Here is a 26,905-nt window from a genome sequence, read left to right as displayed (position 1 = left end):
ATCGGGCCCGTGTCAGGCCAAGGGCTCGAACGGCGCAATTGCGGCCAGAAGGCGGAGACATCATGGAGGAGATTTCGGATCGGAGATCCCATCGCGCAAAGCGAAGGCCGGTCAATCCGGGATTCGGCCTGCGCGGCGGTGCCGATCTTCTGGGCGGGGCGGAGGTCGCCCGGGTCTGCAAGGCGCCCATGGGATCGCGGAAAACTGGGGCCCGCCAGGCGTCATTTCGCGTCGCGCCGCCCCCCTCCGGGCTGCCAGCAGGCGCGCGCCGGGACCCGATCTGCTTGACCTGACGGTACGAACCCGCATCCTAGCCTCGATTCGCCGCAATTCCGGCGCTGATGGGAAGGAGCCCGCCATGACCAAAGCCGTTATCGTTTCCGCCGCCCGCACGCCGGTCGGCAGCTTTCTGGGATCGTTTGCCAACATTCCGGCCCACGATCTGGGCTCGGCCGTCCTGAAAGAGGTCGTTTCCCGCGCCGGGATCGACCCCGCCGAGGTCAGCGAAACCATTCTTGGTCAGGTGCTGACCGGCGGTCAGGGTCAGAACCCCGCCCGTCAGGCGCATATCAATGCCGGCCTGCCGCAGGAATCGGCCGCCTGGCTGATCAATCAGGTGTGCGGATCGGGTCTGCGGGCGGTGGCTCTGGCCGCCCAGCAGGTCATGCTGGGCGATGCGACGATCGTTCTGGCGGGCGGCCAGGAAAGCATGTCGCTGGCAACGCACGCGGCCTATCTGCGGGCCGGGCAGAAGATGGGCGACGTGAAGATGGTCGATACGATGATCCGCGACGGCCTGTGGGACGCCTTCAACAACTACCACATGGGCCAGACCGCCGAGAACGTGGCCGAAAAGTGGCAGATCGGCCGCGACACCCAGGACGAATTCGCCGTCGCAAGCCAGAACAAGGCCGAGGCGGCCCAGAACGAGGGGCGCTTCGACGACGAGATCGTGGCCTATACCGTCAAGACCCGGAAAGGCGACACGATCGTGGACAAGGACGAATATATCCGCCCCGGTGCGACGCTGGAAGCGATGCAGAAGCTGCGTCCCGCATTCACCAAGGATGGATCGGTCACGGCCGCGAACGCCTCGGGGCTGAACGACGGCGCCGCCGCGGTGATGGTGATGACCGAGGACGAGGCAAACCGCCGCGGGCTGACGCCGCTGGCGCGCATCGCGTCCTATGCCACCGCGGGCCTGGATCCGGCGATCATGGGAACCGGGCCGATTCCCTCCAGCCGCAAGGCGCTGGAAAAGGCCGGCTGGTCGGTCCGCGATCTGGATCTGGTCGAGGCGAACGAGGCTTTTGCAGCCCAGGCCTGCGCGGTGAACAAGGATATGGGGTGGGATCCTTCGATCGTGAACGTGAACGGCGGCGCCATCGCCATCGGCCACCCGATCGGCGCCTCGGGCTGCCGCATCCTGAACACGCTGCTGTTCGAGATGAAGCGCCGCGACGCGAAGAAAGGCCTGGCAACCCTGTGCATCGGCGGCGGCATGGGCGTCGCCATGTGCCTGGAGCGCTGATCGCGACACCGGCGCGCAATGATGTTGCGCGCCGGCATCTGTTTGGATAGCAAGATTTCAACGACACGATAATTCAGGAGGGGTATTCATGTCGAAAGTCGCCGTAGTCACAGGGGGATCGCGCGGTATCGGCGCGGCCATCTCGAAGGCGCTGAAAGAGGCAGGCTATCAGGTAGCGGCCATTTACGCCGGCAATGACGAGGCCGCGAAGGCCTTTACCGATGAAACCGGGATCAAGACCTACAAGTGGTCGGTCGCCGATTACGATGCCTGTGTCGCCGGCCTGAAGCAGATCGAGGACGAGATGGGTCCGATCGCGGTGCTGGTCAACAATGCGGGCATCACGCGCGACGCGATGTTCCACAAGATGACGCCGCAGCAATGGCGCGAAGTGATCGACACCAACCTGACCGGCCTGTTCAACATGACCCACCCCGCCTGGGGCGGAATGCGCGATCGCAAATTCGGCAGGGTCATCAATATCAGCTCGATCAACGGCCAGAAGGGTCAGGCAGGCCAGGCGAACTACTCCGCATCCAAGGCCGGGGATCTGGGCTTTACCAAGGCGCTGGCACAGGAGGGCGCGCGGGCGGGCATCACCGTCAACGCGATCTGCCCCGGCTATATCGGGACCGAAATGGTCCGCGCCATCGATGAAAAGGTGCTGAACGAACGCATCATTCCGCAGATCCCCGTGGGCCGCCTGGGCGAGCCCGAGGAAATCGCGCGCTGCGTGGTGTTTCTGGCCTCGGATGACGCGGGCTTCATCACCGGCTCGACCATCAGCGCCAATGGCGGGCAATTCTTCGTCTGACGTCCCAACCAGGCGACAACATGACACGGCCCGCACCGATGGTGCGGGCCGCTTTCAGAAACATGAAACCGTTCAACAGGTTAGTGGGACAGCCGGGTAATTTCTTCCTTGATGCGAAGCTTCTCGCGCTTCATCGCGGTAATTTCGAGATCGCTGGACCCAGGACTTTTCTGTGCCCTCTCAACGGCATCCGAAAGGTTCTGGTGCTTTCTGCGAAGTTCCTCGACATGGGAAGTAACCGACATTGCGTCCTCCTCTAAAGGTTGTGTCGAACAGGGACGATTGCAGCACAGCTTTTCGATTCTGTCACGGGACTTTCGCAAATAGTTCCGCAATCGGCGCGCCTTCGCGAAGAACCGCCTGCGCGGCCGGGGTCAGGTCTTCGCGATCGGCCGAGTGGCGGTCTGACTGATGCATCACGAAGGGCGCAAGCAAGCGCAGCGGCGCGCGCGCGCCCTTGCGGGCGACGACAAGGACGCGCCCGGCCTCGCGACCCCGCCGGGCGGCGATGGGCAGGATCGTCAGCCCGCCCGCGCGCTGATCCAGCGCGGCAACCAGCCCCGCCAACCGGTCGGATCGCTGGATCAGCGTGATCCGCCCGCCCGGCCGCAATCGACGCAGGCCAGCGTCGATCCATGCCCGCAGCGGCGCATCCTCGTGGCGCGCTTCGGCCCGACCGGGTTCCGCGGCGGCTGTGCCACCCAGGAAATAGGGGGGATTCGCGATGACGTGATCGAAGCTTTCGGTACGCAGTCCCGACGGCATCCGCATCAGATCGCCCACCACGACCCGCATCGCGATGCCGTTCCGCGCGGCGTTTTGCCGCGCCAGTTCGGCGTAAACCCCTTGCCGTTCCAGCCCGGTCAGCGCCAGGTTCGGCACCCGCCAGCCCAGGCACAGGCTGGCGATTCCCGCCCCGCAGCCCAGCTCCAGCACCGATTGCCCCGCCTCGGCCGGGCAGGCCGCCGCCAGCATCACCGCATCGGCGCCCGATCGATAGCCCCGGACAGGCTGTGCAAGCCGCAAACGCCCGTCCAGAAAGCCGTCTTCGCGCGTATCACTCATCCAGACCGGCGTTGCGCATGATCGCGCGGGCCATGAATTCGTCTCGGTCCGCGACCATCAGGCGGCGTGGCAGCACCCCGATCGAGCCTTCCAGAACGCTCATGTGCTGGTCCAGTTCGAAGGTCGGAATGTCCTCGGCCTCCAGCAGCGCCACGGCGTGCGAGATTCGGACAGGATCGGTGCTGCGAAAAAGCTCTTTCATGGGTCAGACGATAGGCGGCGGTTGCGCAATTGTCGATGGCATGGCAATGCGTTGGGCCAGAAACGGGATATGGCCATGGGTGTGAACGAAAACGTCCAGAAACCGCTGGACCGTCTGGCCGAGGCGCTGGCGTCCGAGATGGAGGCGGTGAACGCCCTGATCCGGCAGCGCATGGCCAGCCGCCATGCGCCGCGCATCCCGGAAGTGACCGCGCATCTGATCGAGGCGGGCGGCAAGCGGCTGCGCCCGATGCTGACACTGGCGGCGGCGAAACTGGCGGGATATGACGGGCCCTACCATGTTCATCTGGCCGCGACGGTCGAGTTCATTCACACCGCCACCCTGCTGCATGACGACGTGGTCGATGAAAGCCGGCAGCGGCGCGGCCGGCCCACCGCGAACCTGTTGTGGGACAACAAGTCCTCGGTCCTCGTGGGTGATTATCTCTTTGCCCGCAGCTTCCAGCTGATGGTCGAGCCCGGCAACCTGCGCACGCTGGAAATCCTTGCCAATGCCAGCGCCACCATCGCCGAGGGCGAGGTGCTGCAACTGACTGCCGCGCAGGATCTGGGAACCGATGAAAGCGTCTATCTGCAGGTGGTGCGGGGCAAGACGGCGGCGCTGTTTTCGGCGGCGACCGAAGTCGGCGGCGTGATCGCCGGCGCGCCCGAGGCCCAGGTGCGGGCGCTGTTCGACTATGGCGACGCCCTGGGGATCGCCTTCCAGATCGTTGACGACCTCCTGGATTACGGCGGCGCGACCGAGACGATCGGCAAGAATGTCGGTGACGACTTTCGCGAACGCAAGCTGACCCTGCCGGTGATCAAGGCCGTCGCCAGCGCCGATCCCGCCGAGCGGGCCTTCTGGGCGCGGGTGATCGAGGCTGGCGACCAGCACGATGGGGATCTGGAGCAGGCCCTGCGCCTGCTGGACCGGCACGGTTCGATGCGGGCCGCGCGGGCGGATGCGATGGACTGGGCCGAGCGCGCGAAATCGGCACTGGCAGAGCTGCCCGATCATCCGGTCCGGGACATGCTGTCGGATCTGGCGGATTTCGTCGTCAGCCGCGTCGCCTGAGCGTTTCGTCCGCATTTTCCGGCACCGCCCGCAGAAGCCTCGGGGACGGACGTGACAAAAGGGCGGGCCGCTTGCGCAACCCGCCCTTTCGGGGAAATGCCCCGGCCTATTTGGCCTGGACGAAGTCGGGATAGGCCTCCATCCCCATCTCGGAGATGTCGAGACCGGTGATCTCGGCATCCTGGCTGACACGGATCCCGCCGAACGCCCTGAGCGCCAGCCACACGACCAGGCTGACGCTGAAGACGAAGGCGCCGATGGCCACGATGCCGATGATCTGGGTGACGAAGCCGGTGTCGGGGTTGGTCGCCGGGACGATCAGCGTGCCCCAGATCCCGGCGATCAGGTGAACCGGGATCGCACCGACCACGTCGTCGATCTTGAATCTGTCCAGCATCGGAACCGCCAGGCAGGCAAGGGTGGCGCCGATGCCGCCGATCAGGACCGCGGCGAAGATCGACGGCGTCAGCGGCTCGGCCGTGATCGAGACCAGACCCGCCAGCGCGCCGTTCAGCACCATCGTCAGGTCGATCTTGCCATAGGCCAGCTGGGTGACGATGATTGCGGCCACCGCCCCGGCCGAGGCGGCCATGTTGGTATTCACGAAGATACGGCTGACATCGGCGGCATCGTTGACCGAGCCGATGGCCAGTTGCGAGGCGCCGTTGAAGCCGAACCAGCCCAGCCACAGGATGAAGGTGCCCAGCGTCGCCAGCGCAAGGTTCGATCCGGGCATCGGCTGCATCCGCCCGTCGGCGCGATACTTTCCGGCCCGCGCGCCCAGAACCAGCGCCCCTGCCAGCGCGGCCCAGCCGCCGGCGCTGTGAACCAGCGTCGAGCCGGCGAAATCCGAAAAGCCCATTTCCGACAGGAAGCCGCCGCCCCATTGCCAGCTTGCCTGAACCGGATAGATGAGGCCGGTCAGCACGACGGTGAAAACGAGGAACGAATTCAGTCGCACCCGCTCGGCCAGGGTACCCGATACGATCGAGGCGGTCGTGGCACAGAACATGAGCTGGAAAAAGAAATCCGATCCGGCCGAATAGCCGTCACCGGCGACCCCTGCCCCGACCGGATCGATGGTCTTGGGGCTGAAGATTTCACCGACGACGCCCGGCACGGTCCAGTCGCCGGGATACATCAGGTTATAGCCGATCAGCCAGTACATGATGCCCGCGATGCCGAACAGCGCGATGTTCTTGAAAAGCTGGGTGGTCACGTTCTTGGATCGGACCAGCCCGGCTTCAAGCATGGCAAAGCCGGCCGCCATCCACATGACCAGAAAACCGCCGATCAGAAACAGCAGCGTGTTGAAGATGTAGACGACGTCCGCGCTGACCGCGGCCGCCACCTCGGCCGGGGCCGCATCCTGCGCCACGGCAGGCAGGGCTGCCAGGGACGCAAGCGTCGCGATGAGCGGGAGGGACTTTTTCATCTGTTTACCTCACTTCCGTGCCGCAGCCGCCGGACGGGCTGCCATCCGGCCTTTGATCGGAAATTCCGGGGCTTCGGCACAAGGCGGCGCGCTGCCCGGCGCCGGCAGAAATATCGGCTGCCTCAAAATTGGCGTTGCCGGCTGCCCAAGGCCCAAGAAACGGGCAGATTGCGTTCGGCGCCGCGGCCCGCTGCCCGTCACCTGTGCATGTTCGCGGATTTTGCCGCGTCAGGCGGCGGTCGCGGCAAGTTCCCGGACGAGCCGGGCTTTCGGCGGCAAGACACCGCCCCTTCACGGATTGGTCAGGAGAATTCCCTCTGCCCGATTCTTGCTGTATGCTGATGGCCAACTTGGCCGGAGAAAGAACCGGCAGGGCAGTCAAGCAGGCATCTGGACCACATGAAACGACCGACCGGCACCCCGAAGCGCACGGGCAAAAGCCCTGTTGCCGACAAGCGCAGTTCTCCCAAGGCCGCAGCGGCCTCGAAATCGGCCGTGCGCCGGCACAAGCCGAACCAGCGCAAGCGGGGCAATGTCGTCGTGCGGGCCGTCGCGGGCACGGTCTGGCTGTTCTGGCGCATCCTGTGGGGTTCGTTCTGGCGGCTGACGATGGTGGTTCTGCTGATCATCGGCGGGGCCTCGGCCTATTATTATGCGGGCCTGCCCGACGCGAAGGAATTGTTCGACGCGCGTGCGCGCGGATCGGTCACCATGCTGGATCGCGAGGGCCGCGTCTTTGCCTGGCGGGGCGAGACATTCGGCACCGTCACCGGCGAGAAAACCGCCCCGGTCCTGCGCGATGCGGTGGTCGCGACCGAGGACCGTCGATTCTACAGCCATCTGGGCGTCAGCCCGCGGGGTATCGCGGGCGCGATCCGGATCAACCTTGCCGAAGGCCGCGGTCCGCTGGAAGGCAATGGCGGTTCGACCATTACCCAGCAGGTGGCCAAGCTTTTGTGCCTCGGCGAGACATTCGATCCGATCCGCTGGAAGAACGAGGCCGAATTCGAGGCCAGCTGCCGCGTCGGCAGCCTGTGGCGCAAGGTCAAGGAGGTCCCCTTCGCCTTCGCGCTGGAGGCCAAGTATTCCAAGCAAGACATCCTCAACATCTACATGAACCGGTCCTATCTGGGGGCCGGCGCGCGCGGCTTCGAGGCGGCGAGCGAGCGGTATTTCAACAAGCCCGCAACCGATGTGACCCCGGCCGAGGCCGCGATGCTGGCCGGGCTGCTCAAGGCTCCCAGCTATTTCGCGCCGACCGCCGATCTGGAACGCAGCCAGGGTCGGGCCGATGTGATCCTGGATCTGATGAAACAGCAGGGCTATCTGAACGACAAGCAATATGCCGAAGCCAAGGCGAATCCGGCGGTCCTGTCCAAGGCGGCGCAGGCCCGCGCGGGCGGCTATTTCGCCGATTGGGTCATGGATTCGGGCCCCGGTTTCCTGACCAGCGAGACGACCGACGACATTACCATCAAGACCACCTTCGATCAGGACATCCAGCGGGCGGCCGAACGCGCACTGAAACGGATTTTCGACGAGAAGCTGGGCGGCAACAGCAAGGCCGAGGCCGCCGTCGTGGTGATGTCCGCCGATGGCGCGGTGCGCGCGATGATCGGCGGTCGCGACAACACCGTGAACGGGGCCTTCAACCGCGCCATCCAGGCCAAGCGGCAGACCGGGTCCAGTTTCAAGCCCTTCGTCTATGCCGCGGCGCTGGAGGCGGGATATTCGCCCTCGGACATCATTGAGGACGGGCCGATCACGATCCGCATCCCCGGCGGAAAAAACTGGTCGCCAAAGAACTATACCCGCCGCTTCTATGGTAACGTGACGCTGGAGACGGCGCTGAAGAACTCGCTGAACACCGCGACGGTCCGCCTGCAAGAGATCGTGGGACGCGATGCGGTGCGCCGGGTGGCCAGTGATTTCGGCATCGTCAGCAACCTGACCACAAGCCCCTCGCTGGCCCTTGGCGCCTCCGAGGCCACGCTGCTGGAACTGACCGGTGCCTATGCCGGGATCCGCAATGGCGGCACCTCGGTCGCGCCCTATGGCCTGGTCGAATTGTCCATCAAGGGCGACGACCAGCCGCTGATGGGGCAGTTGGGCGGCCTGGGCCAGCGGGTGATCAGCCCGCGCGCGGCCGGTCAGCTGATCTACATGATGCAGCAGGTGATCGATTCGGGCACCGGCAAGCGGGCCAAGCTGGGCTCGCGCCCGGCCGCCGGAAAGACCGGCACGACCAGCAGCTACCGCGACGCCTGGTTCGTTGGCTTTACCGAACAATATGTCGTCGGCGTCTGGATGGGCTATGACGACAACACGCCGCTGAAGGGCGTGACCGGCGGCGGATTGCCGGCCGAGATCTGGCAGGCGGTGATGACCGATATTCACGAAGGTCTGCCCGAACTGCCGCTGTCCACCGTTTCGCCCGATGGCAGCGGGGTGATCATGTCCCAGGGCAATTCGACGCCGAAAGTGGTCACTTCGGGTTCTGCCGATGATCCGCTGGCGGCGGCGCTGGCGGGCGTGATGAACAGCGTCGAGGGCAGTAGCCAGCAGCGCGGCCGAATCATTGGCGCGGCCCCGACCGAGGTGGGCGGCAGCGCGCCACAAACGCCGGGCAGCTCGACCTCGGCCAATTCAGACGACGCTCTCAGCCGCGCCCTGAACGGCATCCTCGGCGGCAATTGACATCGCGTCCCGGCCCGCGGGCGATTGCTGACAAGCCCCGCCATTCAGGCGGGGTTTCGTTATTCCGGCTCGGTCGAGGGGCTGCGACGCGGCCATGTGTGCACCGGCCGCGAATGGGTGGTAATCGCCTGGAAGTCGCAAGCGCCCGGTCACCGATCCAGCCACGTCGCGGCCGCGCGGCGGCTTTGGCTGTCATCCGCGCCGCAAGGCCGCCAGCGCCGCCTTGCACAGGCCAAGGTCCAGCCAGCGGCAACCGGCGCAGATCCGGTCCAGATCAGCGGGCAGCAGTTCCGATGCGCGGCGCTGCGCCTCGGACCAGGGCATACGCTGACCCGGCGCGATGCCCAGGGCTTCTGCGTGGCGCCGGTCCAGCCCGTCGATCCTGGTCTGCATCCGGCAACCGGTCCCGCGGCGCGAGGGACAGGGTCCGCAGATCGCATCCGCGCCCTGGGTGAAGACGACCTCGGTCGCGGGATCGGCACGAAGTCGCTGCACCACGATGCGGTCCATGTTCCGCGTGAAATCCGGCGAATAGCCCTTGCCCTGCCAGCCGATCGCGCACAGCACATGATGCGGGCGCAGCGAAACGGCCCCGGATCCGCTCCGGGGCCGTTCGTTGTCCTGGCAGGGCTCAGCGGTCGTCAAGACCGACGTAGTCCCGCCGGTCCGCACCGACATAAAGCTGGCGCGGCCGACCGATCTTGTTCTGCGGATCGCTGATCATCTCTTTCCATTGGGCGATCCAGCCGACGGTCCGCGACAGCGCGAAGATCGGCGTGAACATCGAGGTGGGAAAGCCCATCGCGGACAGGATGATGCCCGAATAGAAATCGACGTTCGGATACAGCTTCTTCGAGACGAAGTATTCGTCCTCCAGCGCGATCTTCTCCAGTTCCTTGGCGACCTGAAGGGTCGGATTGTTCTGGATGCCCAGAAGGTCCAGAACCTCGTCCGCCGATTCCTTCATCACCGTCGCGCGGGGGTCGAAGTTCTTGTAGACCCGATGGCCAAAGCCCATCAGGCGGAACGGATCGTCCTTGTCCTTGGCGCGGGCAATGTATTCGGGGATCTTGTCCACGGTGCCGATCTGTTTCAGCATTTCCAGGCAGGCCTGGTTCGCGCCGCCATGGGCGGGCCCCCACAGGCAGGCAATGCCGGCCGCGATGCAGGCAAAGGGATTGGCGCCCGAGGATCCCGCCAACCGCACGGTCGAGGTCGAGGCGTTCTGTTCGTGATCGGCATGCAGCGTGAAAATCCGGTCCATCGCCTTGGCCAGCGCCGGATCGACATCGTATTTCCCGGCCGGGACCGAAAAGCACATGTTCAGGAAATTGCTGGCGTAATCCAGATCATTCTGCGGATAGACGAAGGGCTGGCCGATGGAATACTTATAGGCCATGGCCGCGATCGTCGGCAGCTTGGCGATCAGGCGGATCGCCGCGACCTCGCGCTGCCAGGGATCAGAGATGTCGGTCGAATCGTGGTAGAAGGCCGACATTGCGCCGACCACGCCGACCATCGTCGCCATGGGATGGCTGTCGCGGCGGAAGCCGCGGAAGAAATTGTGCATCTGTTCATGCACCATCGTATGATGCGTGACACGATGTTCGAAATCGCTGAGCTGTTCGACGGTCGGCAATTCGCCATAGAGAAGCAGGTAGCAGACTTCCAGATAATGCGATTTCTCGGCCAGTTGCTCGATCGGGTAGCCCCGATACCACAATTCGCCCTTGTCGCCGTCGATGAAGGTGATCGTGGAATCGCAGCTTGCGGTCGAGGTGAAGCCCGGATCATAGGTGAAAACGCCCGCCTCGCCATACAGCTTGCGGATGTCCAGAACGTCCGGCCCCTCGGTCGGGGACAGGATGGGCAGCTCGTAATCGGAATTGTCGATCAGCAATTTGGCGGTCTTTGTCTCGGCCATCCAAAAGTCCTTTCCGGCTTGGCCGGGTCGTCCGCGCGCGAATATTCGGAAGACAACCCGGAATGTGAAAGCAGGGATCAGCCTGCCAATTCGGTCTGGTCCTGAAGCCGGGCCAGCGTTTCGTCGCGGCCTAGCGCCATCATCATGTCGAACACGCTGGGGGTCGCAGTCCGGCCGGCCAGAGAAGCGCGCAGGGGCGCCGCCAGCTTGCCCAACCCGACGCCGTTTTCCTCGGCGACAGCCTTGGCCGCCTTCTCCAGCTCGTCTCGCTGCCAGCTAGCATGCTGCAGCGCGGCAGTCAATGATTTCAGCATACCACGGGATACCGGGTCCAGCATCCCGGTCGCCTTGTCATCCATCCGGACCGGGCGGTCGATCAGCGCAAAGTGCCCCTGTTCCAGCAATTGCGGCAGGGTCCGGGCCTTTTGCTTCAGAGCCGGCAGGACCGGTCGCAGCCGCTCCTGGTGGCGCGCGCTCAGCGGGGCGGCGCCGGTATCGGCCAGATAATCCCCAAGCGCCTGCATCAGGACGTCATCCTCCATCGCGCCGATATGATGGCCGCTGACATGTTCCAGCTTTCTGAAATCCAGCCGGGCGGGCGCGCGCCCGATCCCGGACAGATCGAACCAGTGCCGTGCCTGCGCGTCATCGAACAACTCGTCATCGCCATGGCTCCAGCCCAGACGCGCCAGGTAATTGCGCATCGCCCCGGCCGGATAGCCGAGCGTCGCGAATTCGTGCAGGCCAACCGCGCCGTGGCGTTTCGACAGTTTCTTGCCATCCTCGCCATGGATCAGCGGGATGTGGGCGAAAACCGGCCGCTTCCAGCCCATCGCGTCGAAGATCTGGATCTGGCGGGCGGCGTTGGTCAGGTGATCGTCGCCCCGGATCACATGGGTCACGCCCATGTCGTGATCATCCACCACGACCGCCAGCATGTAGGTCGGGGTTCCGTCGCTGCGCAACAGCACCATGTCGTCCAGCTGATCATTGGCCACGCGGACCGGGCCCTGCACGGCGTCCTCGATCACCGTCTCGCCGGTCTGCGGAGCCTTGAGGCGGATCGCATAGGCAGCATCCGGCAGGTCGGTCGCGTCGCGCCACGGGCTCTTGAAAGGCTCGCGCGGATGCGCCTCGCGCCAGGCGGCGATCTCGTCGGGGGTGGAATAGCACCTGTAGGCCGCGCCACGCGCCAGCATGTCACGCGCAACCTCGGCATGGCGGTCCTTGCGGGCAAACTGGCTGAGCGGTTCGCCATCCCAGTCCAGGCCCAGCCATTCCAGCCCCTTCAGAATCGCGTCCGTCGCCTCGGGGGTGGATCGCGCGCGGTCGGTATCCTCGATCCGCAACAGGAACCTGCCACCCCTGCCGCGCGCGAAAAGCCAGTTGAACAGCGCCGTCCGCGCGCCTCCGATATGCAGATAGCCGGTCGGTGACGGGGCAAATCGGGTGACGATCGGGGCTTGTTCGGACATGGGAAAACTTTTCGCTGGTCAATCTCGGGGCGGACAGGGCTGCGTTAACACTTTGGTAAGTGCCGCCGTGCCAGGGTCGTGAGGCAGAGATAGAGAAGCCATCGCGAAAGGACAAGAATGCGCGCCGCAGCGGGGCCCGGCCCTGTTCCGATCCTCTCCGCGCCCGCGGCCGCGCTGCCGGGACTGACCCGGGCCCGCTCCAACGCCGCCGCGCCTGCCGACATCCGCCGCCCCCGTCCGGCGGCGGCCAGTCGCGCGGGATTGTTTCCCTGGGTGCCGGTCTGCCTGTCGCTGGGGATCGCGCTGTGGTTCGCCTGGCCCGCCTTGCCCGGAACCGGGTTCTGGATCATCGCCGGAGGTCTGGGGCTTGCCGGATTCGTCGCGGCCCGGCTGTCTCAGCCGCTGGCCGAACGCGGACGAATCGGCTGGGCGTTCAGCGACGGTTTGCGGATCGGCGGCATGGCGATCGTGCTGGTCGTGGCGGGGGCCGGACTTGCCGGAATTCGCTCGGCCCATGTCGCGGCGCCGGTTCTGGAATGGCGCTATTACGGACCGGTCGAGGGACGGCTGGTCGAGATCGACCGATCCGCCCGCGACCGTATCAGGCTGACGCTGGATCGCGTCGTGCTGCGCGACGTGTCGCCCGCGCGGACACCCGGCAAGGTGCGGCTGTCGCTGATGGACATGGCGGCCGGGGATCTGCCGCCGCTGGGTCAGCGCGTCATGCTGACCGGAAATCTGGGCCCGCCCTCTGGCCCGGCCGCGCCCGGCAGTTTCGATTTCCGCCAATATGCGTGGTTCGAGGGGTTGGGCGCCGTCGGCTACAGCCGCACGCCGGTCATGGCCGTGGCCGCCCCCGAAGGCGGCCTGTGGTGGATGCACCGCGCCCGGATCGCGATAAGCCGGGCGATGCAGGACCGGATCGGCGGACAGAAGGGAGCGGTGGCCGCCGCCCTGATGACCGGCGACCGCTCGGGCATCGAAGAGGCCACGAATGCGGTGATGCGCGCCTCGAATCTCTACCACATCATCTCGATCTCGGGTTTGCATATGGGAATGCTGGCGGGTTTCGTCTATGGCGCGCTGCGGATGGCGCTGGTGGCGGCACAGGGCATCGGGATGATCTGTGGCTGGCCCGTGCACAAGATCGCGGCCGGTGCGGCGATCGCGGCGGCCTCGGCCTATCTGTGGCTTTCGGGCGGCGGCGTCGCCACCGAACGCGCCTTCGTGATGGTTGCCGTCATGCTGGGCGCGATTCTGGCAGACCGGCGCGCGATCTCGTTGCGGACGGTGGCGCTGGCGGCGACGATCATCCTGATCCTCAGCCCCGAATCATTGATTTCGCCGGGCTTCCAGATGAGTTTCGCGGCCACCATCGCACTGATCCTGACCTATGGCCCGTGGTCACGTCTGGCACCGCGCCTGCCCTTCTGGCTGCGGCCCTTGTTGATGTTGCTGGTCTCGTCCTTCGTCGCGGCCATGGCGACCTCGCCCCTTGCGGCGGCCCATTTCAACCGCATGGCGCAATACGGCCTGCTGGCGAATCTGCTGGCGGTGCCGGTCATGGGCACCCTGGTCATGCCGGCCGGGGTCATCGCGGCGTTGCTGGCCCCGATCGGGTTGGCGGGACCGGCCCTGTGGATCATGGGCCTGGGCACCGACTGGATGCTTCGCGTGGCCGAATTCGTCGCCGGACTGGACGGGGCCGTCACCGCTGTCGCGGCACCGCCCGCCCCGGTGCTGCCGCTGATGGGGTTCGGCGCGGTCGCGGCGGTCCTGTGCTGGCGGCGGGATCTGGCCGCGTCCCGGCCCGGCCCGTTGGCCGTGGGTCTGGTCGCGGGTCTGCTGATGCTGGCGGGATCGGCCGCGTTGTGGCTGACAGCCGCGCGCCCGCAGATCCTGATCGCAGCCGAGGGCGAGGCTGTCGGGCTGATGACGCCATCGGGCCGGGCGGTGTCGAAACCCTCGGGCGGATCCTTCATTGTCAGAACCTGGCTGCTGGAGGATGGCGACACCGCCACACAAGAGGAATCGGCCGCGCGTCCGGCTTGGCAGGGCGACAGACGCGACCGCCAGGCGGTTGTGACGGCAGATTGGCAGGTTCTGCATTTCACCGGCAAGGGATCGGGCCGGCGCGCGCTTGCGGCCTGCCGCCCGAACCGCATCGTCGTGGCCAGCGAACCGATCGAAGGTCTGCCCGAGGTGCCGCCCTGCCTGGCCTTCGATCCCCGAAGGCTGCGGCAAAGCGGAGCCGTTTCCATCGACATGAAGACCGAGGGGCCAAGGATCACGGCCGCGTCAGGGCGCCGCCCTGCGCCGAACTGAGCCCGGCACAGACCAAGGGATGATTGTCCGATCCGTGGCCGCGCGCTAGCCTGATCTCGGGAAGGAGAAAGCGATGCGCCACCTTGTGCTTGCTGCCCTCTTGACGCTGCATCCGCTATCCATCGCCGCCGAGCCGCTGGCGATTCTGCCGGTCAAGCTGCTGGACACGTCGAGAGAGCCCGGCGATCAGGGCGCGGCGCACGAGGCGCGGCTCTTGTTGCTCGCCGATGTTCTGAAGGCCGAGACGAAGGGAGCGATTCTGCTGGACGCGGCGGCGATAGCCGATTGCCAGCCGCAGACCACCGCCTGCCTGCTGGACAAGGCCCGCGCGACCGGGGCCGACCGGGCGCTGTTCGTGGTGGTGCAGAAGACCAGCACGCTGATCTTGCAGATTTTCGCCAATCTCGTCGATGTCGGGACGGGCGACCTGATCGTCAGCCGCAACCTGAATTTCAGGGGCGACAATGATGAAAGCTGGCGCCGCGCGGCCCGCTTTCTGGCGCGGCAGTTGCGCGATGCCTCGAACTAGCCGCGGGCGGCGGATTCCAGCGCGGCGATGTCGATCTTGCCCATCGCCATCAGCGCCGGCCAGACCCTGCCTGCCTCCGATCCGGTGATCAGCGCCATCGCCCGGCGCGGGACGATCTGCCAGGACATGCCGAAACGGTCCTTCAGCCAACCGCATCGCGATTCCGCCCCGCCATCCGCGATCAATGCCGCCCAGAGCCGGTCGGTCTCGGCCTGGTCCTCGGTCATCACGCGGATCGAGGCGGCCTCGGACAGGGTGAAATGCGGCCCCCCGTTCAATGCCATGTAGGGCGTGCCGGCCAGCGTGAAATCGACCGCCAGAACGCGTCCCGCCGGCGCCATGTCCTGTTCCTCGATATAATGGCTGACGTCGACGATGCGGCTGTCGGGCAGCAGCGAGACATAGAATTCCGCCGCTTCCATCGCCTGATGATCGAACCAGAAACATGTCGCAACCTTGCGGTTCATCGCTGCTCTCCCGTCGCCAGGTGTCCGCCATCGGTTCCAGGGGATTCCCGATCACCAATGTTTCGCTGCGCGCGTCACAGGGATTTCGCCAGCGCCTCCAACTGGTCGGCGGCTCTGCCCCAGCCTTCGTGAAAGCCCATGGCCTCGTGTTCCTTCAGCGTCTCGGCGTTCCAGTGCATGGCGCGGGCGATATAGCGGGTGCGCCCCTCGCCGGCATCGTCCAGCACAGCCTCGGAGGCCATGAAGGGTTTGCCCGCCGGACGCCAGCCGGGCGTGAAGGCGTCGGTCGAAACCAGCTTGCGCCCCTCGACCACTTCCAGGAACACGCCCATCGTGGGAAACTCCTCCCCGTCAGGACCGTGCATCACGGTCGAGAATTGCCCACCCGGACGCAATTCCAGAACCGCATCGGTGACATGCCACGGCCTGGGGCAGAACCATTGTTCCAGCAGGTGCGGATCGGTCCAGCAGCGCCAGACGGCCTCACGCGGGGCGCCCATCACGCGGTCCAGAACCAGTTCGAATTCGGCGTCCTTCATGTGGTTCTCCCTTCGGGTGGTGTTGAAAACAGCAACCTCAGATAGCGTTGCAGATGATCGACGCTGTCTCTGGCGACCGAGGGATCATCGGCAGCCTTGGCAAGGATGAACGCCCCCTGCAATACCGCCTGCATATGGGCGGCAAGGCTGGCGGGGCTGATACCGGTCAGGCCGCGGGCCGCCATCGCGGCGGCGATGTCCGGCTCCAGCGTGGCGGCGTGGCCGAAGATCGAAGCGGCGCAGGCGTCGCGAATCGCCGGATGCAGGTGAAACGCCTCTTGTGTCATGGTGCCTGCGAGGCAGGTGAAGGCCGCGGGATCGCCGGCGATGATGTCGCGGCGAAAATCGACATAGGCCAGCACCCGGTCCAGCGGGTCGTCATGGTCGTGATAGGGCGCGGCTTCGAACAGCGACCCGGTCATCTCGGTCCAGTATTCCGCCGCCGCCACGCCCAGGGCCTCCTTGCTGGCGAAATGGTGAAAGAACGCCCCCTTCGTCACACCCGCCGCCCTGCACAACTGATCGACACTGGTCGCGGCAAAGCCCTGTGCCCGGACGATGTCGCGCGCCGCCTCCAGCAGCCTTGTCCGCGCATCGCCCCGATCCGGATCATGCCGTGTCTTGCGTCCCATGTCCTGAATATACCAACCGGTTGGTATCTACGACAAGAAAAAATTTCGCTCTGGTTTCAGGGTCAATCAGCCTCGTCGCAGGCCGATCTGGTCCAGGGCAGCGTCGATCTCCGACCGTGAAACGCCTTTCATTTCGGCCACGAGCGAATCGAACCGGCGACGCAGCGCGACCTTTTCCTCGCCCCGGCAATCGTTCCACGGCCGACCCTGCAAGGCCATGTGCAGCACGTAATAGCCGATGAAATGCGGCCGCCCGCCCGCGACCAGCAGCGCGCGATAGGCCTCGTGCGCGCCGATCCGGCGCAGGCTGGCTGCGTCGGCCACCCCTGCGGCGGTCAGCGCCCTCGCGGTCGCGGGGCCGATATTGCCGATAGTGACGAGATCGCTGTCCATGGCCGCCTTTCCAAGACCCGCCCTTTGCTGTATCAGCACCCGGATTCCAAGGACAGCATGACATGAGCGACAAGGCCAGCACCGCGCCGGTGAAAAAACTTTTCATCAAGACCTATGGCTGCCAGATGAACGTCTATGACAGCCAGCGCATGGCCGAGGCGATGGGTGCCGAAGGCTATGTCCTGACCGAAGACCAGGCCGACGCCGACATGGTGCTGCTGAATACCTGCCACATCCGCGAGAAGGCGGCCGAAAAGCTGTATTCCGATCTGGGCCGCCTGAAGCCGTTGAAGGCCGAAAAGCCGGACCTGACGATCGGCGTGGCGGGGTGCGTGGCCCAGGCCGAGGGCGAGGAGATCGTGCGCCGGATGCCGCTGGTCGATCTGGTCGTCGGGCCGCAGACCTATCACCGCCTGCCCGCGATGGTACGGGGCCAGGCGCCGCGAATCCTCACCGACTTTCCTGCCGAGGACAAGTTCGACCACCTGCCCGCCCCCCGCGCCACCCGCCGCGCACCTGCGGCCTTTTTGACCGTGCAGGAAGGCTGCGACAAGTTCTGCGCCTTCTGCGTCGTCCCCTATACCCGCGGCGCCGAAGTCAGCCGCCCCGCCGACCGGATCCTGCGCGAGGCCCGCGACCTGGTCGCGCGCGGCGTCCGCGAGATCACGCTGCTGGGTCAGAACGTCAATGGCTGGCACGGCACAGGCCAGGACGGGCGCGAATGGGGCTTCGGGCGGCTGATCCGGGCTCTGGCCCAGACCGACGGCCTCGACCGCATCCGCTATACGACCAGCCACCCCAACGACATGGCCGACGACCTGATCGCCGCGCATGGCGAGGTGCCGCAACTGATGCCCTATCTGCATCTGCCGGTGCAGTCGGGCAGCGACCGGATCCTGAAGGCGATGAACCGCAGGCATACGGCCGATCATTATCTTCGCCTGATCGACCGCATCCGCGCGGCGCGGCCCGACATCATCCTGACCAGCGATTTCATCGTGGGCTTTCCCGGCGAGACCGAACAAGACCACGCCGACACGCTGCGCCTGATCGAGCAGGTCGGCTTCGGCACCGCTTTCAGCTTCAAATATTCACCGCGTCCCGGCACCCCGGCCTGTGAACGGCCCGAAATCGACGCGGCGGTCGCCGATGCCCGCTTGCAGGAATTGCAGGCACTGCTGGCCCGTCAACAGAAGGTGGCGCAGCAGGCCATGGTCGGTCGCAGGCTTGGCGTCCTGTTCGAAAAACCGGGCCGCCTGCCGGGCCAGATGGTTGGCAAGTCGGATTATCTGCATTCGGTTTTCGTGGACGCGCCCAATGCCGCCATCGGTGATCTGGTTCAGGTCGATATCGTCGAATCCGCACCGAATTCCCTGCGCGGCGTTCTGGCCGCATAGCTCGCCAGCATTGCCCGTCTTTCCACGGCGGGATTTGACGCCGATCAAGGCAAGGCGCAGGCTGTCCTGATACCATCCGAATCCAACCCGGAAGGAGATGATGATGGGCTACAAGACGATCCTCACCGTGCTGTCCAGACCGACGCAGATCAGCCTGCTGGACGATGCCGAAACACTCGCCACGCGCGAGGACGCGCATCTCGACATCCTTTGCCTCGGCGTCGATCTCAGCCAGGCGGGATATTACTTTCCCGGCGGCACGCCCTATGCTTTTCAGGAAGCGCTTGACGCCGCGATGGAAGATGCCGAGGCACTGGAACAAAAGGTCCGCGACCATCTTGCATCGGCCAGCGATCTGCGCTGGTCGGTCGATACGGCGGTGGTGCAGATGGGGGGCGTCACCAGCCTGGTCGGCGTGAAGGCGCGGTTTTCGGACCTGACGGTTCTGTCGCGCCCCTATGCCGAAGACGCGCCCGGAGAGGCCGAGACCGTGATCGAGGCCGCGCTTTTCGAGGGCGGCTGCCCGGTTCTTGTCCTGCCCAAGCCCGGCGTTCCGGCCCAGCCTCCGCGCCGCATCCTGGTCGCCTGGAACCAGTCGACCGAGGCGCTTGCGGCCGTGCGGCGCGCCCTGCCGATGCTGCAGGCGGCCGACAACGTCGAGATCACCATCGTCAATCCGCGCGGCGGCGGCCCCGAAGGCACCGATCCCGGCAGCGCGCTGACGCGGATGCTGACGCGGCATGGTGTCCACGCCGAAATCGCCGTCCTCGCCCGGACCGGCTCGGCGATCAGCGAGGAACTGGATCGCCGCGCGGCCGAAATCGGCGCCGAAATGATCGTGATGGGGGCCTATGGCCATTCCCGCTTTCGCGAGGCGATCCTGGGTGGCGCCACGCGCAACATGCTGGAAAAGGCGACAATCCCGGTTTTCATGGCCCGATAGGGCCGATGCAGCCGGCGGGCGATGTCGCGCACCATCGCCCCGAGCCATAACAAGAAAGGCGGCCTCTCGACCGCCTTCTTCGGTGTTCAAATACCCCGGGGGTCCGGGGGCTGGCCCCCGGTCATCGCGGGACGAGAAAAACGCCTCAGGCGAATTTCAGGTTCGTCGCCGATTCGCGGCCGTCACGGCCGGCTTCGATGTCGAAGGTCACGGCCTGGCCGTCCTGCGGATGGGGCAGACCGGCGCGTTCGACCGCCGAGATGTGCAGGAACACGTCCCGCTTGCCGCTTTCCGGCTGGATAAAGCCGAAGCCTTTGGTGGAATTGAACCATTTCACGGTGCCATTGGCCATCGTGATGTCTCCTGTCATTTGCCGCCCGCGAGATTGCGACGGCCCGGCCGGTCAGATCAACTCGAAGACTGAAGCCGCAAGACGGGAGACAGATCGAAGCAGAGATAACATAGCGGATTTCATATAGTGGATCGCGAAGCATCGCGCAAGCACCCTCGATTCCAGACCGATCGGGGATGGTCACTGAAACGGGCCTCGGGCTGGGATGGTCAGCGACCGCGCGATCTGCGGCCGCCGGATCATCCGCCTGTCCTGACATGGGCAACCGCAGGTCCGGATCAATGCGCCTCGGCCCAGGTCGCGCCGTGCCCGGCATCGACGACCAGCGGCACCGACAGCCTGATCACGGGCTCGGCCGCGCCCTCCATGACGGTGCGGGCGGCGGCGATCAGGTCGTCGATCGCGCCCTCCTCGACCTCGAAGACCAGTTCGTCATGGACCTGCAACAGCATCCGCGCCGGCAGATGGCCGATGCCATCCGGCATCCGGATCATGGCACGGCGGATGATGTCGGCGGCAGCCCCCTGAATGGGCGCGTTGATCGCCGCGCGCCGCGCGCCGCCCGCGGCCGGCCCGGTCTGGTTGATTCCGGGCGTGTTGATGCGCCGCCCGAACAGCGTCCGCACGCTGCCATCTGATTTCGCGTCGGTCACGGTGCGATCCATATAGGCGCGGATTTCCGGGAATCGCTCGAAATAGGTGTCGATGAAGCTTTGCGCATCCGCCCGCGGAATGCGCAGGTTGCGCGACAGGCCGAAGCCCGAAATGCCGTAGATCACGCCGAAATTGATCGCTTTTGCCTGCCGGCGGATCATCGGGTCCATGCCTTCGACGGGCACGCCGAACATCTGGCTGGCGGTCATGGCGTGAATGTCGATGCCGTCCCGGAAAGCCTGTTTCAGCGCCGGGATGTCGGCGACATGGGCCAGGATTCGCAACTCGATCTGGCTGTAGTCCAGGCTGACCAGCCGATGCCCCGGCGCGGCGATGAAGGCCTCGCGGATGCGGCGGCCCTCCTCGGTGCGCACGGGAATGTTCTGCAGATTGGGGTCGGTCGAGGCCAGCCGCCCGGTCTGCGCCCCGGCGATGGAATAGCTGGTATGGACCCGCCCGGTTTCCGGGTTCACATGGCCCTGCAGCGCGTCGGTATAGGTCGATTTCAGCTTGGCTATCTGGCGCCAGTCCAGGATCCGGGCGGGCAGGTCATGCTCAACCGCAAGATCCTCCAGCACGTCGGCGCTGGTGGAATAGGCCCCGGTCTTGCCCTGCTTGCCGCCAGCCAGGCCCATCTTGTCGAACAGGATCTCGCCCAATTGCTTGGGACTGCCGACATTGAAGCTCTGGCCCGCGAGATCGTGGATCTCTTCCTCAAGCTGCGCCATCTTCTGAGCAAAGGCATTCGACATCCGCTTCAGATGGTCTCCATCGACGCGGATGCCGGCCATCTCCATTTCGCCCAGAACGGCGACCATGGGGCGCTCCAGCCTTTCGTAGACGGTCGTGACCCGCTGGGCCGGCAGCATCGGCGCGAAATGCCGGAACAGACGCAGGGTCACATCGGCATCCTCGGCCGCATAGGGCGCGGCCTTGTCGATCGGAACCTGCGAGAAATTGATCTGCGCCTTGCCAGAACCGATCAAGCCCTTGATCGGGATGCATTTATGGCCAAGATAGCGCTCGGCCAGCTCGTCCATGCCATGATTGTGGGTGCCCGCGTTCAGCGCATAGGACATCAGCATCGTGTCGGCGATGGGGTCCATGCGGATGCCGTGGCGGGCCAGAATCTTCCAGTCGTATTTCAGGTTCTGCCCGATCTTCAGGATCGCAGCATCCTCCAGCACCGGTTTCAGCACCGCCAGCACCTGATCCAGGGCCAATTGTCCATCGACCAGCGCCGATTGCCCGAACAGATCGTCGCCCCCCGCGACATGGCCCACCGGGATATAGCAGGCCTGTCCGGGCGCGACGGCCAGACAGATCCCGGCCAGATCGGCGCGCATCTCGTCAAGGCCGGTGGTTTCGGTGTCGATGGCGACCTGCCCGACTTCGCGGATCGCCACGATCCAGCGGTCCAGCGCCGCCATGTCGGTCACCGTCTCGTAGCTGGCGGGATCGATCGCCGGCATCTCGGGCGCGGCGGCCACGTCCGAAGGCGGCGCGGACACGACCGGCGGCGCCTCGGCCCCCAACCGTTCGGCGACGCGCGCGGTCAGGGTGCGGAACTCCATCTCGGACAGGAATCCCAGCAGCGTCTCGGCATGAGGATCCCGCACCTCCAGGCTTTCCAGCGTGAAATCCAACGGCGTATCGCAATCCAGCGTCACCAGCCGTTTCGAGATGCGGATCTGTTCGGCATTCTCGATCAGCGTCTGGCGGCGCTTGGGCTGCTTGATCTCGTCGGCGCGGTCCAGCAGGGTTTCCAGATCGCCATATTCCTGGATCAGCAGCGCGGCGGTCTTGATGCCGATGCCCGGCGCGCCGGGCACGTTGTCCACCGCGTCGCCCGCCAGCGCCTGCACATCGACGACCCGGTCGGGGCCGACGCCGAACTTTTCCCTCACCTCGTCCGGGCCGATCGGCTTGCCCTTGATCGGGTCCAGCATCTGCACGCCATCGCCCACCAGTTGCATCAGATCCTTGTCGCTGCTGATGATGGTGACCGAACCGCCGGCATCCCGCGCCTTGCAGGCCAGCGCGGCGATGATGTCGTCGGCCTCGTAGCCTTCGGTCTCGATGCAGGCGATGTTGAAGGCGCGGGTGGCGTCACGGGTCAGCGGGAATTGCGGGCGCAGATCCTCGGGCGGATCGGGGCGGTTGGCCTTGTAGGCGTTGTAAATCTCGTTGCGGAAGGTCTTGGCGGAATGGTCGAAGATCACCGCCGCATGGGTTGGCGCATCGCTGCCATGTTCGTCGGTGACGTATTTCCACAGCATGTTGCAGAACCCCGCGACCGCGCCCACCGGCAGCCCGTCCGACTTGCGCGTCAGCGGCGGCAGCGCGTGATAGGCGCGGAAGATGAAGGCCGATCCGTCGATCAGATGAAGATTGCAGCCCTTGCCGAAAGCGGGCGCGTCCGAGGTCATGGCGGCATTCCTTTCGCGACAGTCGCGGCACCGTTCTGGCAGAAAGCCGGGCCGGGCGCAAAGGGGCGATCAGGCCGGCAGCCGCATCAGCAGGGCCTGCCCCGACCAGGCCCAGCCATAGCGCCCGCGCCCCTCCTCGACAAAGCCCAGACGGCGATAGAACCGCAATGCATCCGCGTTCCGGCCGCGCACCTCGGCCCGCAGGCCGGGGCGGGCCTGCCTGCCCGCCTCGGCCAGAGCGGCGCGGATCAGCGCGCGGCCCACCCCCTCGCCACGCGGCAGCGCCACGATACCGTCGATCACCAGCGCGGCGGTGGCGGGCGCGTCACGGTAGAACAGGCCGCCCCACCACGGCGCCCGGCGCAGGAAACCGCCCCCCGCATCGCGAAAGCCGGCCACGCCGACGACACGGCCGGTGGCGTTCAACGCAACGATTCCATGTCTCGCACAGACGCTGCGCGCCGTCAGCGCCGCGCGCGGACATGCGAAGTGGCGCCCCCACAGGGCGGCTGCCGCCGGCAGATGCGCCGCGGAAATCGGGCTTTCGAGGGTCACGGGTCGGTCTTGCGTCCGGTTGCGCGTCATGCAAGCAAGGTGGCGCGAACCGTCCGTGAATGAAAGTGCCATGGCACCTTTTCCCGCCCCAGGGCCGGCCCGCGGTGGCGGGGCCGGCAAAGCGCCGCCCCGGGCGCCGGCCGAGATTCGCGCGCTGGCCCGCAGCCCGCGCGCATCCTTCTTGCATGGCATGATCGCCACGACGCCGTTTCTCATCGTGGTCGTGCCCTTCGCGCTGCTTTTCGGGGTCATGTCGCAAGAGGCGGGGATGGATCTGGCGCAGACCATGGGCTTTTCGATCCTGGTCTTCGCGGGCGCCTCGCAATTCACCGCGGTCCAGTTGATCAGCGACCAGGCGCCCGCGCTGCTGGTGATCCTGTCGGGACTGGCGGTCAATCTGCGCATGGCGATGTATTCGGCCTCGCTGGTGCCATGGCTGCGCGGGGCTTCGGCCGGCAAGAAGGTGCTGATCGCCTATCTGCTGATCGATCAAAGCTTTGCCCTGTCCTTGCAGCACTACGAACGCCATCCCCGGCTGACGCTGCCGCAGCGTCTGGCCTATTTCTTCGGCAGCGCGACCCTGCTGTGCCTGCCCTGGAGCCTTGCGACATGGGCCGGCGCCACGCTGGGCCGCGCCATCCCGGATGACATCGCGCTGGATTTTGCCATGCCGATCACCTTTCTGGCCATGATCGCGCCGATGCTGCGCACGCCCGCGCATCTGGCGGCCTGCGGGGTGGCGATCGTGCTGGCGCTGGTCTTCGCGGGCCTGCCCTCGGGGCTGGGGCTGATGATCGCGGCCCTCGCAGGCATGGCGACCGGCGCGCTGGTCGAGACGGTCATGGAACGCGGAAAGGCGACCCAGGGATGAGCCCGGTCACCTCGGACCTGTCCATCTGGATCGTGATCCTGGCGCTCGGGATCGGGACATTCCTGATCCGCTGGTCCTTTCTCGCGACGCTGGGCGACCGCGATCTGCCGCCCATCGTCATCCGGATGCTGCGCTATACCGCCGTCGCGGTTCTGCCCGCGCTGGTCGCGCCGCTGGTGATGTGGCCCGCCGCGACCGGGGGCCAGCCCGAACCCGCCCGCCTGTCCGCCGCCGCGGTCACGATCGCCGTCGGCGTGCTGACGAAGAACGTGATCCTTTCGATCGTGGCAGGCGCGACGGTGCTGTTCGCGATGCTTTACGTTCTGGGATAGCCGGTAAGCACGCCGTTCTTCTGGCGGATCAGGACGTCATGGTTGTTGGCCGGGTCGCCGTCCTGGAATTTCTGCGACTGCACGCCCGGCAGGGTCAGGAACCAGTTGCGCAGCCTGATCGGCGAGAAACCGAAGGGCGCGCCTTCGAATCCCGGGACGCCGCGCAGCACGGCGCTGGTTTCGATCGCGCAGAACGCCTTGTTCGCGGCGCCGTTCTCCTCGGCCCGGCGAATCGCCAGGTCGGCGACCTCGCGGCTGACCGGAACCGTGTCCTGAGCGACCCAGAACGTGCTGCGGGCGTGATAATCGATATAGAACCGCTTGAAATTGTCGGTAATTCCATAAAGCACGTCATACCGTTCGGGGATCTGCGGATGGCTCCAGCTGCCGGCCGGATCATAGATCACCCGCTGGCTGCCATTGATCATCAGTGCCGAATGCCCGCCCTGGCCGCGCGGAATCCCGATCACGGTGAACAGCGCGATCGAAGGCGGCTCGGGCGAGACGTAGCGGGCAGCGCGCACCCGCTCGTCGCTGGCCCAGATGTTGTCGGCGCCGCAGGCTGTCAGAAGGGCCGGCAGCGAGGCCGCCAGGAAGACACGTCTTTTCATGGGGATTGGTTCCGAATGGTTCAGGCGTTGGTCAGCGCCATGAAGATCAGGGCGAGCAGCGACAGGATCACCACCCAGGTCGCGAAACGGATGAACCCGTGGAAGGTCGCCTGCTGCTGGCTGATATCCATCGAGCCGTGCTTGTGATCCTGATTGTCGTGTTCGCTCGCCATGTTCCCTGCTCTCCGCGATCTTTCCTGGTCCTGTCCTGCCATAGCGGATGCCCGCCGTCCTGTCACGCCCCCCAAAGGGTCGCACCCTGCCTTGTGCCGACGGCCCGGATCGCGCCCGATCGCCGCAGATGGTTCACATGCGCCACCGCCTCGACCAGCGCCAGCCCGTATTCCGCCGGACCGATGCGGCGCTTGAACAGGATGTCGAAACACTCGACCGCGCTGCGCGGCCTTTCTGCCAGCGCCTCGCGCATCCGCCGCAACGCGCCGTGATGGTTGTCGATCAATTGCCGCAGCCGGTCGGGCAGCCCGGTGAAGGGCAGCTTGTGGCCGGGCAGGACCAGGTGACCGGGCCGCGCCAGACCGGCCAGCCGGGTGCAGCTTTCCAGCCATTCGCCGACGGGATCGGCCTCGGGCTGGGTCGGATAGACGCCGAGATTGGGCGAGATCGAGGGCAGAAGCTGGTCGCCCCCGATCACCAGATCGTCATCCAGCGACCAGAGGGTCGCATGGCAGGGCGCATGGCCATGGCCCATCGCAACCCGCCAGCGCCGCCCGCCCACCGCGATCTCGTCTCCCTCGGCGATGCGCGTGAACCCGAGGGGCAGCGGATGGACGACATCGGCCGAGTTATAGGGCCGCTGCGCCGCGCGTTCGGCCAGCATCGCGGGCGGCATTCCGGCGCGGCGCCAAAAATCCAGCGCCTGCGGGCTGGGCCGTTCCTGCACGTCCAGTTGCAGCATCCGCGCCATCAGCCAGGCAGTGCGGCTGATGGCCAGTTCGGCGCCGTCGCGATCCATGAACCAGCCTGCCAGCCCGATATGATCCGGATGGTGATGCGTCCCGACCACCCGGTTGATCCGCCGCCCCGCCAGCGGACCAGCCCGCAGCACGTCCCAGATCGCGCGGCCGCGACCGGTGTCGAAGCCGGTATCGACAATCGTCCAGCCATCGCCGTCGTCCAGCGCATAGACATTGACGTGATCCAGCGCCATCGGCAGCGGCAGCCGCATCCACAGGATGCCCGGCGCGACCTCGACCGCCATGCCCTCCGCCGGGGGCTCCTGCCAGGGATAGTGGATCACGCGCCGAAATCGCCGGCAAGCGCCGCATCGCTGATCGCCGAGAGGTCGTCCAGCCCGGCCAGCGCCTCGGCCAGATCGCCCGAGTTGCGCGGCAGCACGCGGGCCATGAAGATCCGCGCCAGTGCCAGATGCGCCCCACCACCCGCCTGCGCCGCCCGCAGGTGATAGCACCCGCCCAGAACCCGCGCGAAGGCCGTCAGATAGGGCACGGCCCCTGCGAACCGGTCCGGCAGATCGCGGTCCAGCAGCGTCTGCGTCGCCTCGCGCAGGGTTTCGGCCGCCTGCCACAGGTCATTGGCCAGTCGCGGATGATCGGCCTGCGCCGATTTGGCGCAATCCAGCACCTCGTCCAGCAGGCGCATCGCCGCCTCGCCCTCGTCCGACAGCTTGCGCCCGAC

General features: G+C 66.1%; 28 protein-coding genes. 10 read left to right on the top strand and 18 right to left on the bottom strand.

What is annotated here, in order from left to right; all coding sequences use genetic code 11:
- Window positions 1-358 precede the first annotated feature (358 nt).
- Both B4A72_RS07295 and phbB read left to right on the top strand, forming a co-directional pair.
- Window positions 359-1,531 (top strand): acetyl-CoA C-acetyltransferase, encoded by a 1,173-nt coding sequence (locus tag B4A72_RS07295; RefSeq protein ID WP_292959024.1) that lies wholly within the window; start codon window positions 359-361, stop codon window positions 1,529-1,531.
- An 88-nt stretch (window positions 1,532-1,619) separates the two neighbouring features.
- Window positions 1,620-2,345: an acetoacetyl-CoA reductase gene (gene phbB / locus B4A72_RS07290; protein ID WP_292959022.1), complete on the top strand. Its 726-nt coding sequence runs from the start codon at window positions 1,620-1,622 to the stop codon at window positions 2,343-2,345.
- Window positions 2,346-2,425: 80 nt separating this feature from the next.
- Here phbB and B4A72_RS07285 read toward each other — a convergent pair whose 3' ends face one another.
- From B4A72_RS07285 to B4A72_RS07275, 3 genes are all read right to left on the bottom strand, one after another.
- Window positions 2,426-2,590, bottom strand: coding sequence for a YdcH family protein (locus tag B4A72_RS07285; protein ID WP_292959020.1), 165 nt, complete (start codon window positions 2,588-2,590; stop codon window positions 2,426-2,428).
- Between the two features lie 61 nt (window positions 2,591-2,651).
- A complete protein-coding gene (locus B4A72_RS07280; protein WP_292959018.1) occupies window positions 2,652-3,410 on the bottom strand; it encodes a tRNA1(Val) (adenine(37)-N6)-methyltransferase in 759 nt (252 codons plus the stop codon).
- Entirely contained in the window at window positions 3,403-3,612 is a 210-nt protein-coding gene (locus B4A72_RS07275; protein WP_292959016.1) for a DUF2007 domain-containing protein, read from the bottom strand. Before B4A72_RS07275 ends, B4A72_RS07280 begins: the two co-directional genes overlap by 8 nt.
- Before the next feature lie 75 nt (window positions 3,613-3,687).
- Between B4A72_RS07275 and B4A72_RS07270 the strand changes: the two genes are divergently transcribed.
- Window positions 3,688-4,689 carry a polyprenyl synthetase family protein gene (locus B4A72_RS07270; RefSeq protein ID WP_292959014.1) on the top strand — a complete coding sequence of 334 codons (1,002 nt, stop codon included), beginning with the start codon at window positions 3,688-3,690 and terminating at the stop codon, window positions 4,687-4,689.
- Between the two features lie 106 nt (window positions 4,690-4,795).
- Here B4A72_RS07270 and B4A72_RS07265 read toward each other — a convergent pair whose 3' ends face one another.
- Entirely contained in the window at window positions 4,796-6,124 is a 1,329-nt protein-coding gene (locus B4A72_RS07265; protein WP_292978280.1) for an ammonium transporter, read from the bottom strand.
- 399 nt (window positions 6,125-6,523) lie between these two features.
- Here B4A72_RS07265 and B4A72_RS07260 point away from each other — a divergent pair, with 399 nt between their 5' ends.
- The gene (locus B4A72_RS07260) at window positions 6,524-8,821 is read left to right on the top strand and encodes a transglycosylase domain-containing protein (RefSeq protein ID WP_292959010.1); all 2,298 of its coding nucleotides are present in this window, start codon (window positions 6,524-6,526) and stop codon (window positions 8,819-8,821) included.
- A 192-nt stretch (window positions 8,822-9,013) separates the two neighbouring features.
- Here the strand turns inward: B4A72_RS07260 and B4A72_RS07255 are convergent, their stop codons facing one another.
- The 3 genes from B4A72_RS07255 to gltX form a co-directional block, all read right to left on the bottom strand.
- Window positions 9,014-9,466 (bottom strand): DUF1284 domain-containing protein, encoded by a 453-nt coding sequence (locus B4A72_RS07255; protein ID WP_292959008.1) that lies wholly within the window; start codon window positions 9,464-9,466, stop codon window positions 9,014-9,016.
- A complete protein-coding gene (gene gltA, locus B4A72_RS07250; protein ID WP_292959006.1) occupies window positions 9,453-10,745 on the bottom strand; it encodes a citrate synthase in 1,293 nt (430 codons plus the stop codon). The genes B4A72_RS07255 and gltA overlap by 14 nt, the downstream gene beginning before the upstream one ends.
- A gap of 77 nt (window positions 10,746-10,822) precedes the next feature.
- Window positions 10,823-12,220, bottom strand: a complete 1,398-nt coding sequence (gltX, locus tag B4A72_RS07245; protein WP_292959004.1) for a glutamate--tRNA ligase — start codon at window positions 12,218-12,220, stop codon at window positions 10,823-10,825.
- 117 nt (window positions 12,221-12,337) lie between these two features.
- Here gltX and B4A72_RS07240 point away from each other — a divergent pair, with 117 nt between their 5' ends.
- Both B4A72_RS07240 and B4A72_RS07235 read left to right on the top strand, forming a co-directional pair.
- The gene (locus B4A72_RS07240; protein ID WP_292978279.1) at window positions 12,338-14,545 is read left to right on the top strand and encodes a ComEC/Rec2 family competence protein; all 2,208 of its coding nucleotides are present in this window, start codon (window positions 12,338-12,340) and stop codon (window positions 14,543-14,545) included.
- Between the two features lie 73 nt (window positions 14,546-14,618).
- Window positions 14,619-15,074 (top strand): DUF2380 domain-containing protein, encoded by a 456-nt coding sequence (locus tag B4A72_RS07235; protein WP_292959000.1) that lies wholly within the window; start codon window positions 14,619-14,621, stop codon window positions 15,072-15,074.
- On the opposite strand, the gene B4A72_RS07230 is transcribed toward B4A72_RS07235, so the two are convergent.
- From B4A72_RS07230 to B4A72_RS07215, 4 genes are all read right to left on the bottom strand, one after another.
- Window positions 15,071-15,541 (bottom strand): VOC family protein, encoded by a 471-nt coding sequence (locus tag B4A72_RS07230; protein ID WP_292958998.1) that lies wholly within the window; start codon window positions 15,539-15,541, stop codon window positions 15,071-15,073. The two genes, B4A72_RS07235 and B4A72_RS07230, sit on opposite strands and share 4 nt — an antisense overlap.
- Before the next feature lie 74 nt (window positions 15,542-15,615).
- Window positions 15,616-16,080, bottom strand: coding sequence for an SRPBCC family protein (locus tag B4A72_RS07225; protein ID WP_292958996.1), 465 nt, complete (start codon window positions 16,078-16,080; stop codon window positions 15,616-15,618).
- Window positions 16,077-16,712, bottom strand: coding sequence for a TetR/AcrR family transcriptional regulator (locus B4A72_RS07220; RefSeq protein ID WP_292958994.1), 636 nt, complete (start codon window positions 16,710-16,712; stop codon window positions 16,077-16,079). The genes B4A72_RS07225 and B4A72_RS07220 overlap by 4 nt, the downstream gene beginning before the upstream one ends.
- Before the next feature lie 66 nt (window positions 16,713-16,778).
- Entirely contained in the window at window positions 16,779-17,105 is a 327-nt protein-coding gene (locus B4A72_RS07215) for a TfoX/Sxy family protein (protein ID WP_292958993.1), read from the bottom strand.
- Between the two features lie 62 nt (window positions 17,106-17,167).
- On the opposite strand from B4A72_RS07215, the gene miaB reads away from it, so the two are divergent.
- Both miaB and B4A72_RS07205 read left to right on the top strand, forming a co-directional pair.
- Window positions 17,168-18,502 carry a tRNA (N6-isopentenyl adenosine(37)-C2)-methylthiotransferase MiaB gene (miaB, locus tag B4A72_RS07210; protein ID WP_292958992.1) on the top strand — a complete coding sequence of 445 codons (1,335 nt, stop codon included), beginning with the start codon at window positions 17,168-17,170 and terminating at the stop codon, window positions 18,500-18,502.
- Window positions 18,503-18,605: 103 nt separating this feature from the next.
- Window positions 18,606-19,445 (top strand): universal stress protein, encoded by an 840-nt coding sequence (locus B4A72_RS07205; protein WP_292958990.1) that lies wholly within the window; start codon window positions 18,606-18,608, stop codon window positions 19,443-19,445.
- A 145-nt stretch (window positions 19,446-19,590) separates the two neighbouring features.
- Here the strand turns inward: B4A72_RS07205 and B4A72_RS07200 are convergent, their stop codons facing one another.
- The 3 genes from B4A72_RS07200 to B4A72_RS07190 all read right to left on the bottom strand — a co-directional run bounded on the left by B4A72_RS07200 (window position 19,591) and on the right by B4A72_RS07190 (window position 23,465).
- The gene (locus tag B4A72_RS07200; RefSeq protein ID WP_292959097.1) at window positions 19,591-19,797 is read right to left on the bottom strand and encodes a cold-shock protein; all 207 of its coding nucleotides are present in this window, start codon (window positions 19,795-19,797) and stop codon (window positions 19,591-19,593) included.
- Between the two features lie 278 nt (window positions 19,798-20,075).
- A complete protein-coding gene (gene polA / locus B4A72_RS07195) occupies window positions 20,076-22,880 on the bottom strand; it encodes a DNA polymerase I (RefSeq protein WP_292958988.1) in 2,805 nt (934 codons plus the stop codon).
- Window positions 22,881-22,949: 69 nt separating this feature from the next.
- Window positions 22,950-23,465 (bottom strand): GNAT family N-acetyltransferase, encoded by a 516-nt coding sequence (locus B4A72_RS07190; protein WP_292958986.1) that lies wholly within the window; start codon window positions 23,463-23,465, stop codon window positions 22,950-22,952.
- Between the two features lie 160 nt (window positions 23,466-23,625).
- Between B4A72_RS07190 and B4A72_RS07185 the strand changes: the two genes are divergently transcribed.
- Together B4A72_RS07185 and B4A72_RS07180 are read left to right on the top strand one after the other, a co-directional pair.
- Window positions 23,626-24,306 (top strand): AzlC family ABC transporter permease, encoded by a 681-nt coding sequence (locus tag B4A72_RS07185; RefSeq protein ID WP_292958984.1) that lies wholly within the window; start codon window positions 23,626-23,628, stop codon window positions 24,304-24,306.
- The gene (locus B4A72_RS07180; RefSeq protein WP_292958982.1) at window positions 24,303-24,638 is read left to right on the top strand and encodes an AzlD domain-containing protein; all 336 of its coding nucleotides are present in this window, start codon (window positions 24,303-24,305) and stop codon (window positions 24,636-24,638) included. Before B4A72_RS07185 ends, B4A72_RS07180 begins: the two co-directional genes overlap by 4 nt.
- Here the strand turns inward: B4A72_RS07180 and B4A72_RS07175 are convergent.
- The 4 genes from B4A72_RS07175 to B4A72_RS07160 form a co-directional block, all read right to left on the bottom strand.
- Entirely contained in the window at window positions 24,623-25,249 is a 627-nt protein-coding gene (locus tag B4A72_RS07175) for a hypothetical protein (protein WP_292958980.1), read from the bottom strand. The genes B4A72_RS07180 and B4A72_RS07175 overlap by 16 nt on opposite strands.
- A 20-nt stretch (window positions 25,250-25,269) precedes the next feature.
- Window positions 25,270-25,422 (bottom strand): aa3-type cytochrome c oxidase subunit IV, encoded by a 153-nt coding sequence (locus tag B4A72_RS07170; RefSeq protein WP_292958978.1) that lies wholly within the window; start codon window positions 25,420-25,422, stop codon window positions 25,270-25,272.
- Window positions 25,423-25,484: 62 nt separating this feature from the next.
- A complete protein-coding gene (locus B4A72_RS07165) occupies window positions 25,485-26,468 on the bottom strand; it encodes an MBL fold metallo-hydrolase (RefSeq protein WP_292959096.1) in 984 nt (327 codons plus the stop codon).
- A 35-nt stretch (window positions 26,469-26,503) separates the two neighbouring features.
- A partial coding sequence (locus tag B4A72_RS07160) for an acyl-CoA dehydrogenase C-terminal domain-containing protein (RefSeq protein ID WP_292978278.1) occupies window positions 26,504-26,905 on the bottom strand: 402 nt, incomplete at its 5' end.

The organism is Paracoccus sp. UBA5162 (assembly GCF_002413585.1).
GTDB lineage: Bacteria > Pseudomonadota > Alphaproteobacteria > Rhodobacterales > Rhodobacteraceae > Paracoccus.
Note: the sequence above shows the minus strand (reverse complement) of the source record. Positions and strands in the feature narration are given on the sequence as shown.